Below are 12,469 nucleotides of genomic sequence, written 5' to 3'. Positions count from 1 at the left end.
ACAGCACCATCCACCACTCCCTCGCCGAAGCCGCGATCACCACCACCACGACACTCATGAACGCCAGCGCCAGCCCCGCGTCCAGCCGGTCGTTGAGGATCATCCGCGCCGCACCGGCGTTGGTCGAGCCCACGAGCGAGCTGGCGTGCGCCAGGAAGCCCAGTCTGGGGTCGGCGGCGAACACCTTTTGAACGCCGGCAGTCAGCGTCACCGTGACGAGCCAGGCCAGCGGCGCCAGGGTCACCCAGGCGTAGCGAGCCTTCCCCATCTTGATGATGATCGTAGTGCCCACGCAGAGGGCCACGGCCGCCAGCAGTTGGTTCGCGATCCCGAACAGCGGCCACAGCGAATTGATCCCGCCCAGCGGATCCACCACGCCCTGATAGAGGAAGTAGCCCCATCCGCCCACCACCAGCGCGCTCGACAACACGATGCTCGGATACCACGAGGTGCGGCCGAAAGGCTTCCAGACGTGCCCGCCGAGCTCCTGGAGCATGAACCGCCCCACCCGCGTCCCCGTGTCCACCGTGGTTAGGATGAACAGCGCCTCGAACATGATGGCGAAGTGGTACCAGAGCGCGAGGCCGGGGCCGGTAAAGACCCCGCCGAGGATCCCGGCCATCCCCACGGCGAGGCTGGGCGCTCCGCCGGTGCGCGAAAGCAGCGTGGTCTCGCCCATCTGGCGGGCCAACTCGGTCATCTGCTCGGGCTGGAGCGTGAAGCCCCACTCGCCGATCTGCTGCGCGGCGCTCTCGACCGTGCCGCCCAGGATGCCGGGCCCCACGTTCATCGCGAAGTACACGCCCGGATCCAGCGTCGCCGCCGCGACCATCGCCATGAGGCCCACGAACGACTCGGTCAGCATGCCGCCGTAGCCGATGAGCCGGGCGTCGGTCTCCTTGGTCACCATCTTGGGCGTGGTGCCGCTCGCCACCAGCGAGTGAAACCCCGAAACGGCGCCGCAGGCGATGGTGATGAACGCGAACGGGAACAGCTTGCCGGCGAACACCGGCCCCGAGCCGTCGGCAAACTGGGTGACCGCAGGCAGCCTGAGCGGCGGCAGCAGGATCAGGATCGCCACGCCGAGGACCAGCACGGTCCCGATCTTGAGGAAGGTCGAGAGGTAGTCGCGCGGGCAGAGCAGCATCCACACCGGAAGCACCGACGCGATGAAGCCGTAGCCGATCACCGCCCAGGCCAGCTGCGTCCCGGACCACGTGAAGGCGAACGAGAGCGCGGGATGCTCCGACACCCACTGGCCGCCCACCAGCGCCAGCACCAGCAGCGCCACGCCGATGGCCGAGGCCTCGGCCACTTTCCCGGGCCGGAACCGCTTCATCCACCAGCCCATGAGGAGGGCGATGGGCACCGTGCAGCCGATGGTGAAGAGCCCCCACGGGCTGTCGCGCAGCGCGTTCACGACCACCAGCGCGAGCACGGCCAGCAGGATGATCATGATCGCCAGGATGGCGACCATGGCGGCCAACCCGGCGGCCGGATTCACCTCCTCCTTCGCCATCTGGCCGAGCGACTTGCCGTCGCGGCGCATCGAGGCGAAGAGGATCGTGAAGTCCTGCACCGCGCCGCCCAGCACCACCCCGGCGATGAGCCACAGCGTGCCCGGCAGGAAGCCGAACTGCGCCGCGAGGACGGGGCCGATGAGCGGCCCCGCGCCCGAGATGGCCGCGAAGTGGTGGCCGTACAACACCCACTTGTTCGTCGGCACGAAGTCGCGGCCGTTGTTCAGCCGTTCCGCCGGCGTGGCGCGGCGGTCGTCGAGCCCGAAGACCTTGGTTGCGAGGAAGCGCGAGTAGAAGCGGAACGCGACCACGTAAGTGCAGACGCCGGCGATGAGAAGCCACGCGGCGCTGACGGTCTCGCCGCGGGAAAGCGCCATCACGCCGAAGCCGAGCGCGCCAAGCGCGGCGACCGCGACCCAGACGAGTCCGGACAGGATTGGTCGCATGTTGAGGGCTAGCATAGCGTTGGGGTCTCGGGCCCGTCAATGACCCGGCCTTGCGGCCCATCTGGCCGAGGCGTACTTTCGCGCCGTGCCCAAGCCCCAGCAGGACGCCGTCACGGCGCTCCTCGAGGAAGTCACGCACCAAGAGCAGCCCCAGCCCGCCGGGTCGAAGTTCGACTTGCGCGGGAAGGGCGCGATCGTCACCGGCGCCGCCACCGGCATCGGCCGGGCCACGGCGCTCGAGCTCGCGCGCCGCGGCTGCGGCGTCGCGTTCAACTACGTCGAGCTGCCGGGCCGCGACGTGGCGGTCCAGGCCGCGATGACCGAGGCCGTCCTCAGGAGCCTCAACGTCCCCGTCTTCTGCGACCGCTGCGATGTGCGCAGCCTGGAAGAGGTGGATCGTTTCGTTCAGGCGGCGAAGAACGCCCTGGGCGGCGTCCACATCCTGGTCAACAACGCCGGCATCTCGCGCGACGCGGCACTCTGGAAGACCGACACGACGGCCTGGCGTGACGTCGTCGAGACGAATCTCACCGGTGCGTTCCACATGATCAGATCGGTGGCGCCCATCTTCCGCGGCCAACACTACGGCAAGATCGTGAACGTCGCATCGATCATGGCCATGAAGCCGGGCTTCGGGGTCGCCAACTATGCCGCCTCCAAGGCGGGCCTCATCGGTCTGACCCACGCCGCGGCGGTGGAGCTGGGGCCGGCCAACGTGAACGTCAACGCCGTAGCCCCGGGGTTCGTGAAGACCGAGCTCACCCAGCACCTCTCCGAGGAGCTCGTGGCGCGGGCGCGCGGCCAGACGCCGCTCGGCCGGCTGGGGGAGCCGGACGACATCGCCCAGCTCATCGTGTTCCTATGTACCGACGCGGCGCGCCACATCACCGGCGAGATCATTCGCGTAGACGGGGGCCAAGCCCTCAGTTAGCTTTTTCCGCTCCAGCTAGGCCCCACCCCCAGCGGTGAAGCCAATGTCTTGTAAGTGTCGATATGGTGTCGTAGCGATAGCGGCAGCGGCTCTCTGGAGTTGTGGGAGTCGATCGTCCGCCCGCGTAACGCCCGAAGACCCCTTTGCGTCTAACCCAGTCGGTTCGCTCCCGGTTGGCTCTCTGGCGGGCTCCAGCGCGCTTCTGATGGCGGTTGGCGGCATCGTGGTCGGGGACTCGTCGGACCGGCTTGCTGAGATCGATGCGCGCCGCCTGGCCCTGATCGAGGTGGCGAATGCCGCCCTCGATACGGCCCTCCGGCGGGATGCGCGCGAAGTCAGCTGGATGGGGCTCCCGGAGCAGCGCAGGGCGGCGCGGCGCTCTCCGACCCTCGGGGTTGATCCCGACCGGCTGCCGACTGGGTATCTAGCCGGCCCGCGGGTCCAGCGGGTGCCGGAGCCGCTCTGGTCGGGCATCCGGACGCTGGTCGCCATGACCGGCGCGCGGATGGCGATCGTCCCCGCGGTGGTGAGGATCACCGGCCACCCCGGCGCACTCACCGCCGAGTACGTCCTGGTCGTCGTGGATGCGCGTATCGGAGAGGTGCTGTGGCGCGGCCGGGTGGTCGGCGCGGCGTCATCCACAGCAGAGGCGGCGCTGGCCGGCGCGGCGGGCGCGGCCGTCGGAGGAATGCACTGATGCGCGCTTCCCTGGTCACGCATTCGACCCTCCAGGCGTACAGCGTCACGCTGATCCCCGGCGACGGCGTCGGCCCCGAGATCACCGACGCGACCCTCGCCGTGCTCGACGCGACGGGCATCGACTTCGCCTGGGACCGGCAGGAGACGGGTGCGGCGGGCGCGGTCGAACGGCGCGGCGAGACGCTGCAGATCCCGGCGATCGAGTCGATCCGCGCGACCAGGATCGCGCTCAAGGGGCCGCTGGCAACGCCGGTGGGCGGCGGCCACCGCTCGGTGAACGTGGCGCTCCGGAAGGAGTTCGACCTCTACGCCAACCTGCGGCCGGTCAAGACCATCCTACCGTTCCGCTCCTACGACCACATCGATCTGGTGCTGGTGCGCGAGAACACGCAGGGGCTCTACGCCGGCGTAGAGCACTTCGTCCAGGTGGGCGACGATCCCAGGGCCGTGGCCGAGTCGCTGGCGATCGTGACGAGGCAGGGGTGCGAGCGGATCGTGCGGTTCGCCTTCGAGTACGCGCTGCACCAGGGGCGCAGCAAGGTCACGCTCGTCCACAAGGCGAACATCCTCAAGATGGTGAGCGGGCTGTTCCTCGAGGTGGGACGGGGGATCGCGAGTGAGTACGAGGGCAAGATCGAGTTCGACGACAAGATCATCGACAACGCGGCCATGCAGCTGGTGATCAAGCCCGATCAGTTCGACGTCATCGTGACGACCAACATGTTCGGCGACATCCTGTCGGACCAGATGGCGGGCCTGATCGGCGGCCTCGGCCTGGCGCCGAGCGCGAACATCGGGACCAAGGCGGCGATCTTCGAGGCAGTGCACGGGACGGCGCCGGACATCGCCGGCAAGGGGCTGGCCAACCCGGCGGCGCTGATCCTCGCCGCCGCCATGATGCTCGAGCACCTCGGCGAGCTGGACGCGGGGCGGCAGGTGAAGGACGCCGTGACTCGGACCATCCGGGACGATGGGGTGTGTACGACGGACCTGGGCGGGAAGGCGAGCACGATGGAGTTCGCGAAGGCGGTCGCGGAAAGGGTGAAGGGTTGACGGGAGCCCGCCGGTGACGACGATCGTCCACTTGTCCGACATCCACTTCGGCGGATTGGCGGACGTCAGGCAGTTGGAAGCGGTCGAGGCACAGCTCCCGGACCTCGCGCCCACCGCGACGATCGTCTCCGGCGACCACAGCCAGCGTGCGCGGGCCGGCGAGCTCCAGCGCGCCCGCGCGTTCTTCCGCTTCGCGGCCGCGCTGGCGCCGGTGCACGTCGTGCCGGGCAACCACGATGTCCAATGGTGGCGTGAACCGCTCGGGATTCCACTGCTCGGTGCGGCGCGGTATCGCAAATATCGGCGCTACATTTCCGAGGAGTTGAGGCCGACGCTGTCGGTCGATGGCGCGGTCATCTGCGGCACGGTCTCGGCGCACGGCCTGCATCCGGGCTCGCTCACCTGGAACCTGCGCGATCTCACCGTGAAGGGGCACCTGCCGGGGAGCGAGATCGACCGCGCCGAGCGGGCGTTCGGCTCGGCGCCGGTGGGGACGGCCAGAGTGTTGGTCCTCCACCACAACGTGCTGAAGGGGCGGCTGTCGCGGCGCTGGGGGCTGGCGCATCCGCAGGCGGCGCTCGACGGCATCGCGAGATGCGGCGCGGACGTGGTCTGCTGCGGCCACGATCACGAGGAAGGGATCGGCAAGATCGAACGCGCCGGCAGGCGGGTGGTCGTCTCTACGGCGGGCACGCTCTCGACCCGGTCCAGGGGGAAGCGGGCTTCGAGCTTCAACGTCGTGCGGATCGGCCCCGACCGGATCCGGGTCGAGATCCATCGCTTCGATGCCGCGAAGGGACGATTCTGTTTGGCGGAAGGAGAAGACTTTGCGCGCTAGGCTCGGAGTGCGTTGGCGTACCAGCGACCAGGAAACGGGCCGCGATCCGGCCCATGCTCCGACCCGCGGCGCGCGGCCGCCGATCAGGATCACGCTTCCGGAAGAGGTCCTGCTCGCCAGGAGGCTCGAGGCGCTCGGGCTCAAGGACTTGCGGAGCGTGCGCGTCACCGACAACCGCAGCGTGATGGTGAGCCTCTCGCCCAGGCGGGTGCTGAGCATCCACCGCGGCTACGCGCAGGCGCCGGACCGGGTGCTCAAGGCCGTGGTCCGGTTCCTGAAGCCGGGCACCCGCCGAGAGACGCGCCGAGCCGCCGAGCACGAGATCCTCTCGTTCAAGGCGGAGGAGCACGTTGCTGGGCCGCCGCGCCGGCGGTGGTCGGTGGACCGGGCACGCCCGGGTGATCTCGAGAAGCTGGTGCGACTGCGGCACCTCTTCGCCGACTGCAACGCGCGGCATTTCGGCGGGACGCTCCCCGAGCTGCCAATTCGGATCTCCGGACGGATGAGCACCCGCCTCGGCCAGCTCGGCCTGCGCCACGGCACCGGCCGTCCCTACGAGCTGACGATCAGCCGCCGGCACATCGACCGGCACGGGTGGGAGGAAGCGGCGCACACGCTCCTCCACGAGATGGTGCACCTCTGGCAACACGAGAACGGAATCGAAGTGGACCACGGGCCGCTGTTCCGGCGCAAGGCGAGCGAAGTGGGCGTGGTCCCTTCCGCGCGCCGGCGGGTGCGCGCGCCCCAAGGCCGCGCCAGCGTGGCGCGAACGGACTGACACCGAACTGAAGGCGAGACATGGCCCCGCGTTTCGAAGGTGTGGATTTCTACGACGTTGATTCGCTCCTGTCGGAAGAGGAGCGCGCCGTCCGCGACACCGTCCGGCAGTGGGTGGACGACAAGCTCATGCCGGTCATCAACGAGCACTACCTCGAAGGGAGGTTCCCGAAGCATCTCGTGCCGGAAATGGCGGAGCTGGGCTTCTTCGGCGCGAACCTCCCGGAGGAGTACGGTTGCGCGGGGCTCAACAACGTCGCGTACGGGCTCATCATGCAGGAGCTGGAGCGCGGCGACTCCGGCGTGCGCTCGTTCGCATCGGTGCAGGGCGCGCTGGTCATGTACCCGATCTACGCCTTCGGCTCTGAGGAGCAGAAGAAACACTGGCTCCCCAAGCTCGCGTCGGGCGCGAAGATCGGCTGCTTCGGGTTGACCGAGCCTGACTACGGCTCGAATCCCGCCGGCATGATCACCACCGCGAGGGAGACGAAGGACGGCTGGGTCCTGAACGGCGCCAAGATGTGGATCACGAACGGCTCCACGGCACAGGTGTCCATCATCTGGGCCAAGACGGGCGACCTCAACGACGCGACGACCATTCGCGGCTTCATCGTCCCCACGGACACACCCGGCTTCAGCGCGAAGGACCAGAAGGGGAAGCTCTCGCTCCGCGCCTCGGACACATCGGAGCTGGTGCTCGAGAACGTCTCGGTGCCGAAGGACGCGCTCCTGCCCAAGTCAGGCGGGATCAAGTCACCGCTGATGTGCCTCACGCAGGCGCGGTACGGGATCGCGTGGGGCTCGGTCGGCGCGGCGATGGGGTGCTACGCCGAGGCGCTGAGCTACGGCAAGCAGCGGGTGATGTTCAAGAAGCCCATCGCCGCGTTCCAGCTCCAGCAGGCGCGGCTGGCGCAGATGCTGACCGAGATCACCAAGGGCCAGCTCCTCTGCCTCCAGCTGGGCCGGCTCAAGGACCAGGGGACGATGCGGCCGCAGCAGGTATCGCTCGCCAAGCGCAACAACGTGAACATGGCGTGCGAGTGTGCCCGCGAGGCGCGCCGTCTGTTAGGCGCGAACGGGATCCTGGCCGAGTATTCCGCGATGCGGCACATGGCCAACCTCGAGAGCGTGTACACGTACGAGGGCACGCACGACATGCACACGCTCATCCTCGGAGAGGATATCACCGGGATCGCCGCCTACGAATAGGGGGAGCAGGGAGCGGTACCACTGGTGCTCACGCGAGGTCGCGCAGTGAAGGTACCGCTCCCCGCTCCCCGCTCCCGCATCAGCGCAACCTTTAGCTTGGGAACCAGTCCGTGAAGATCGCCGTTTGCATCAAGCGCGTCCCCGACACCGAGGCCCGCATCAAGATCGGCGCCGACGGGGTCTCGATCGACGAGGCGGGCGTCAAGTTCGTGCTCAACCCGTACGATGAGTACGGCGTCGAAGAGGCGCTGCAGCGCAAGGAGAAGGCCGGCGCCGGCGAGGTCGTAGTGGTCAGCCTCGGCCCCGACGCCGCGCAGGAAACGATGCGCACCGCGCTCGCGATGGGTGCGGACCGGGGTATCCTCCTCAAGGCCGACACGATTCCCGCGGACGGCCTCGCGGTGGCCAAGGCCATCGCCGCCGAACTCAAGGACGGCGGCTACGACCTCATCCTGTTCGGCAAGATGGCGGTGGACGACTACAACCATCAGGTGGGCTCGATGGTGGCCGAGCTGCTCGGGCTGCCGTGCGTGACGACGGTGGCGCACCTCGAGCTCGAGGGCGGCAAAGGCGTGGCCGAGCGGGAGATCGAGGGCGGAGTCGAGGTGGTCGAGTTCGCGCTCCCCGCCGTGCTCACCTGCGAGAAGGGCCTCAACACGCCGCGGTACCCGGCGCTCAAGGGGATCATGGCGGCGAAGAAGAAGCCGGTCGAGGTGAAGCCCGCGGCCTTCGGCGCGGCGAGGCTCAAGGCGACGGGACTCACCCTTCCCGCCGATCGCAAGGAAGGCCGGATCGTCGGCGAGGGGCCGGACGCGGTCCCGGAGCTGGTCCGTCTCCTCCAGACCGAAGCGAAGGTGCTGTGATGGGGAACGTGTTGGCCGTGACCGAGCAGCGCGACGGCGCGCTGCGCAAGGTGAGCAGGGAGGTGGTGTGGGCGGCGCGTCAGCTCGCCGACGCGCTCGGCGGCTCGGTGGATGCGATCGTGGTGGGCGGGCCCGGCGTGGACGCTCCGGGCGCCGGGCTCGGAGATGTTGGCGCCGACCGCGTTCTCGTCGCGACGCACCCAACGTTCGCGCGGTACGCGCCCGATGGGTACGCGTCGACCATCGCCTCGCAGGCCAAGGCGGGCGGCTACGCCGCGGTGGTGGTCGGTGCGACTGCGACGGGTCGCGACCTGGCGCCGCGGCTGGCGGTCCAGCTCGACGTGCCGCTGGCGACCGACGCGATCGCGCTCGAGGTGGCAGGCGGCAAAGTGCGGGCGACGCGGCCGGTGTACGCCGGAAAGGCCATTCAGCAGGTCGAGGTCGACGCCACGCCGGCGCTCGTCTCCATTCGGCCCAACACCTTCACGCCCGGGCAGTCCCAGAGAGCGGGGACGATAGAGAACATCCGCGCCGTGGCGGACGCTGCGCGCGTAGTCGTGCGTGAGGTGAAGGCCGCGGAGCAGGGCGCTATGGACGTGGCGGAAGCGCCCGTCGTCGTGTCGGGAGGGCGCGGTCTCAAGGGGCCGGAGAACTTCTTCCTCCTCGAAAACCTCGCGAAGGCCTTCGGGAACGCAGCAGTCGGGGCGTCGCGCGCGGTGGTGGATGCCGGGTGGCGGCCGCACGCGGATCAAGTGGGCCAGACGGGAAAGACGGTGAGCCCGCAACTCTACATCGCGGTGGGCATCTCCGGCGCGATCCAGCACCTCGCGGGCATGAGGACGGCGAAGGTCATAGTCGCGATCAACAAGGACAAGGACGCGCCGATCTTCAAGGTCGCCGACTACGGCATCGTCGGTGACGCGTTCGAGATCGTGCCGAAGCTCACCGAAGCCATCGCCAAAATGAGGGCCGGATGACGGTTCAGGTCGCACGCTGCTGCCGGGTGCTTGGCGTTCTCCTCGCCGGTGCGCCGGTCATCGCAGCCGCGCAGGTCGGCCCTCTGCCGGCCCCGCCCGCCCGCGCCGTGGCCTTCCCGCCCGCGGCCTCCGTCCTGATCGGCTTCAGCTCCTACGGCGCCCGGGCGGGCTCCACCGACTCCGCCGGGAGCACGTACACCTACACCCTCAGCCGGGGTCCGATTCTCACCGGCCGGCTCCAGTCGCCCCTCGGCCGACGGTTCGGGCTGCACCTGAGTGGCGCCTTCACGTACCGCAGCCGCCGCGAGGACCGGGACGGGAGCCCGCTATCCACCACGAACGACCGGGTGCCGTCGGTGCGGGTCGACGGCGGGCTGCTCTTCCGGTTCAAGCCGGCCGCTCCGGTCTTTCTTGGCGGCTCGCTCGTGTACGTCCGGCACGGCGCACCTCCGGTCCTCAATCAATCTGGCGGCGTGATGACGGAGACCGGCGGCGGATTCGGGATCGGCTACGATTTCGGGCAGAAGCCCGGCAGCAATGTCGCCGGCCGGATCGAGTATTGGAGCTACTGGGTCCGCCCCAAGGCCGACGGCCTGAGCGGCGGCTACATCCCGCGAACCAGGGCGCGCGACGGCGCGCTCACCATCGGTGTCACGTACCACCTGCGCATCCGGGAGCGCCCCGGAAGGTAGCCGAGATCCGGTCAGCCGGACGACGCGCGCGTGAACGAGTCCTGGATCCGCAGCGCGTCGGCCAGGAATGCAGGCAACTCCTGTGGTCTGCAGCACCTGTCGGTCAGGAAGACCGCGACGCTTCGGTTGCTCGCCTGCTGCCCGTTGCGTAGGAGTAGTCGCCGAGTACGGCGTCGCGGTCGGCCACCTTCCCAGTCATCACGTTTCGCCATTCCCGCGAGCGCCCGGCGTGGTCATCTAGCCACCGTCAGAACTGCTGGTCCGAGATCGCCTGGATGATGTCGGCGTACGGGGCCGTCTCGGGCGTCGGCCTGCCGGTCGTCGGGTCGCTGCGCACATGCCATTGCAGCAACTCGGATAGCTCCATCGCCTCATCCTCCGACAAGGTGAGCCGGAACCGCGGCGGCGTAGCGCCCGCTAGAGGTTGAATGGCGCCCAGGCGGCGCCTGATGTCCTCCGGCACGTGGCCGGCGTGGTGCAGCGCGTCCAGCATGCCTTGACTGATCTTGAGCTCCATCGATGTCCCCAGCGTTCGTCGGTATCGGTGCCTGGTGCGTGGGCGCGCCGCGCGCGGTCCGGTGCGCGCCCCGGCTCGTCTATCTATCCGTCGTCCCCGCCAGCATGCCTTCGCGCAGCCGCAAGGCGCGCGGGCTCGCGTCAGGCATCTCGGTCACTACCGCCACGCTGGTCCGGTATGGCTGGCCACGTACTGGAATGGTAAGCGGGCGTCCGCCGCGGAGCACATCCAGCGTGATCGTGTCGCCCTCTCGAAGCGTGCGGAAGGCGTCGAAGGCGACGGGCGAGGCGAGCACGTTCCGCCCGTTGACGCGCACCAGCACGTCGCCCGTTATGAGGCCTGCCAACGCCCACGCCGTGCCCTGGGTGACCTGGAGCCGCCACTGGTCGGTGGGGCCGGGCGCGCCGAACGCCATACCGGGCGGGACGAACTCGAGTCGAAGGTCCACCGGCTCCACGGAGTCCCGGAACTCGACGTGCCAGCCGACGCGCTCGAGGTAGTCGTTCCACGGTATCTCGGCGGCGCCGCTCACGTACTTCCGGAAGAAGTCCTGGAAATCCCGGCCCGAGACGGCGTTCACGGAGTGGATCAGGTCCTCGGAGGTGAAGCCGCGCTCTCCCGAGAAGCGCGCGAACAGATAGCGGAAGACGTCCTCCCAGCTGCGCCGGTTCTCCGTGGAATCACGGATCGCGATGTTGAGCAGCAGGCCGAGGAGCTGGCCCTGGTCGTAGTAGGAGATGCTGTACCCGTCATTCGCCTCCGGCCCGTCCCACGTCGTCCACGAGGCGCGCTCCGGGCTCACGACCAGACGCGCGGGATTGGCGTGGTGCGCGCTGATGAGGTTGCGCACGATCCCCCGGTAGCCGTCGCGCGTGATCAGGCCCGCGCGCAGTTGAATGATCCCGCCGAAGTAACTGGTGTTCCCCTCGGCGAACCATAGGTCCAGCGTCCGCTGGGGCCGAGTGTAATCGAAGGGGCCCAGGATGGCGGGGCGGATGCGCTTGACGTTCCAGGTGTGGAAGAACTCGTGTGCGGTCACGCTCGCCGCCCTGCGCACGTCCACCGCGAGGCTGTCGGCGGTGACGCCGATGGTGGTCGAGTTGAGGTGCTCGAGCCCGCCGCCGCTCCCCACCACGAAGATGTACGTGTAGTCCCGGTAGGGCGCCTGGCCGAAAATGGCGATGGCGGTCTCGGTGATCCGCCGGACCATGTCGACGAACGCGAGCGTGTCGAAGGGGACCGGGCGGCCGTCGTTCGCGATCACGATCTGGTGCGGGGTGCCGTCCGCGGTGAAGACCCAGCGCTGAATGCGGCCCACCAGCACCGGCGAGTCGATCAGGACGTCGTAAGAGGGCGCGAGGTACACCGTCGAGTCCAGGGAGGCTTCCAGGCCGGTGCCGATGCGCCATCCGGCCGGCAGCGCGAACCGCACCTGCGCCCGCAGGTGCTGGCGGCCCGCGAGGTAGAGGTACGTGGCCGGCCCGTCGATCAGGCCCGCCTCGCGACCGAGATAGGAGCGATTGTTGGGCGATGAACCCACCTCGACGGCGTACCGCACGACGACGCTCGGCGCGCCTCCGGTCCGGACCGTCCACGTCAGGCTGTCCGGCTTCGTCACCGCGAGCGGCCGGCCGGCGGCATCCGTGGCGGCCAGGCCCCGGATGCGGCGCCAGGCGTTGGTGATGCGGTACGATCCGGGGGCCCAGTTGGGCAGCTGGAGCGCGAGCGCCGAGTCGGCGACGTTGCGGATCTCCATCTCCACGTGGTAGGCACGCCGGTCGTCGTCGCGCACCGCCACGCGATAGCGGACCGCGGGGTCGGCGGGATCGGACTTCCGGACGAAGCCGTCGGCGTAGCCATGGACCGGGAGCTGCGCGGCCGCTGTCGCGGCTGGTCCGCCAAGGATGAGGGCGGCGCACGCGAGGCGCGAAAGTGTCGGCATGGGGC

General features: G+C 69.2%; 12 protein-coding genes. 9 read left to right on the top strand and 3 right to left on the bottom strand.

Going from position 1 to position 12,469, the window contains the following annotated elements; all coding sequences use genetic code 11:
• Positions 1–1,966, bottom strand: a 1,966-nt coding sequence (locus tag Q8Q85_15410) for a carbon starvation CstA family protein (protein MDP3775648.1), incomplete at its 3' end; no start/stop codon positions are given.
• Between the two features lie 85 nt (positions 1,967–2,051).
• On the opposite strand from Q8Q85_15410, the gene Q8Q85_15405 reads away from it, so the two are divergent.
• From Q8Q85_15405 to Q8Q85_15365, 9 genes are all read left to right on the top strand, one after another.
• Complete coding sequence (locus tag Q8Q85_15405; GenBank protein ID MDP3775647.1) at positions 2,052–2,897, top strand: 3-oxoacyl-ACP reductase family protein; 846 nt, start codon at positions 2,052–2,054, stop codon at positions 2,895–2,897.
• A 205-nt stretch (positions 2,898–3,102) separates the two neighbouring features.
• Positions 3,103–3,594, top strand: a complete 492-nt coding sequence (locus Q8Q85_15400) for a hypothetical protein (protein MDP3775646.1) — start codon at positions 3,103–3,105, stop codon at positions 3,592–3,594.
• Positions 3,594–4,649: an isocitrate/isopropylmalate family dehydrogenase gene (locus tag Q8Q85_15395; GenBank protein ID MDP3775645.1), complete on the top strand. Its 1,056-nt coding sequence runs from the start codon at positions 3,594–3,596 to the stop codon at positions 4,647–4,649. The genes Q8Q85_15400 and Q8Q85_15395 overlap by 1 nt, the downstream gene beginning before the upstream one ends.
• Positions 4,650–4,662: 13 nt before the next feature.
• Positions 4,663–5,487 carry a metallophosphoesterase gene (locus Q8Q85_15390; GenBank protein ID MDP3775644.1) on the top strand — a complete coding sequence of 275 codons (825 nt, stop codon included), beginning with the start codon at positions 4,663–4,665 and terminating at the stop codon, positions 5,485–5,487.
• Complete coding sequence (locus Q8Q85_15385; protein MDP3775643.1) at positions 5,477–6,265, top strand: SprT-like domain-containing protein; 789 nt, start codon at positions 5,477–5,479, stop codon at positions 6,263–6,265. The genes Q8Q85_15390 and Q8Q85_15385 overlap by 11 nt, the downstream gene beginning before the upstream one ends.
• A gap of 20 nt (positions 6,266–6,285) precedes the next feature.
• Positions 6,286–7,473 carry an acyl-CoA dehydrogenase family protein gene (locus Q8Q85_15380; protein MDP3775642.1) on the top strand — a complete coding sequence of 396 codons (1,188 nt, stop codon included), beginning with the start codon at positions 6,286–6,288 and terminating at the stop codon, positions 7,471–7,473.
• A 110-nt stretch (positions 7,474–7,583) separates the two neighbouring features.
• On the top strand, positions 7,584–8,336 hold the full coding sequence (locus Q8Q85_15375) for an electron transfer flavoprotein subunit beta/FixA family protein (protein MDP3775641.1): 753 nt from the start codon (positions 7,584–7,586) through the stop codon (positions 8,334–8,336).
• Complete coding sequence (locus Q8Q85_15370; protein MDP3775640.1) at positions 8,336–9,313, top strand: electron transfer flavoprotein subunit alpha/FixB family protein; 978 nt, start codon at positions 8,336–8,338, stop codon at positions 9,311–9,313. Before Q8Q85_15375 ends, Q8Q85_15370 begins: the two co-directional genes overlap by 1 nt.
• Positions 9,310–10,005, top strand: a complete 696-nt coding sequence (locus Q8Q85_15365; protein ID MDP3775639.1) for a hypothetical protein — start codon at positions 9,310–9,312, stop codon at positions 10,003–10,005. Before Q8Q85_15370 ends, Q8Q85_15365 begins: the two co-directional genes overlap by 4 nt.
• A gap of 247 nt (positions 10,006–10,252) precedes the next feature.
• Here Q8Q85_15365 and Q8Q85_15360 read toward each other — a convergent pair whose 3' ends face one another.
• Together Q8Q85_15360 and Q8Q85_15355 are read right to left on the bottom strand one after the other, a co-directional pair.
• On the bottom strand, positions 10,253–10,522 hold the full coding sequence (locus Q8Q85_15360) for a hypothetical protein (GenBank protein ID MDP3775638.1): 270 nt from the start codon (positions 10,520–10,522) through the stop codon (positions 10,253–10,255).
• Positions 10,523–10,601: 79 nt separating this feature from the next.
• Positions 10,602–12,464 (bottom strand): hypothetical protein, encoded by a 1,863-nt coding sequence (locus tag Q8Q85_15355; protein ID MDP3775637.1) that lies wholly within the window; start codon positions 12,462–12,464, stop codon positions 10,602–10,604.
• Positions 12,465–12,469 lie beyond the last annotated feature (5 nt).

This window comes from Gemmatimonadales bacterium, from assembly GCA_030697825.1.
Classification (GTDB): Bacteria; Gemmatimonadota; Gemmatimonadetes; order Gemmatimonadales; family JACORV01; genus JACORV01.
Note: the sequence above shows the minus strand (reverse complement) of the source record. Positions and strands in the feature narration are given on the sequence as shown.

Coding starts and splice junctions, on each gene's coding strand:
- Q8Q85_15400 (MDP3775646.1), top strand. CDS start 3,103: ATGGCGGTTGGCGGCATCGTGGTCGGGGACTCGTCGGACCGGCTTGCT.
- Q8Q85_15395 (MDP3775645.1), top strand. CDS start 3,594: ATGCGCGCTTCCCTGGTCACGCATTCGACCCTCCAGGCGTACAGCGTC.
- Q8Q85_15360 (MDP3775638.1), bottom strand. CDS start 10,522: ATGGAGCTCAAGATCAGTCAAGGCATGCTGGACGCGCTGCACCACGCC.
- Q8Q85_15370 (MDP3775640.1), top strand. CDS start 8,336: ATGGGGAACGTGTTGGCCGTGACCGAGCAGCGCGACGGCGCGCTGCGC.
- Q8Q85_15365 (MDP3775639.1), top strand. CDS start 9,310: ATGACGGTTCAGGTCGCACGCTGCTGCCGGGTGCTTGGCGTTCTCCTC.
- Q8Q85_15380 (MDP3775642.1), top strand. CDS start 6,286: ATGGCCCCGCGTTTCGAAGGTGTGGATTTCTACGACGTTGATTCGCTC.
- Q8Q85_15355 (MDP3775637.1), bottom strand. CDS start 12,464: ATGCCGACACTTTCGCGCCTCGCGTGCGCCGCCCTCATCCTTGGCGGA.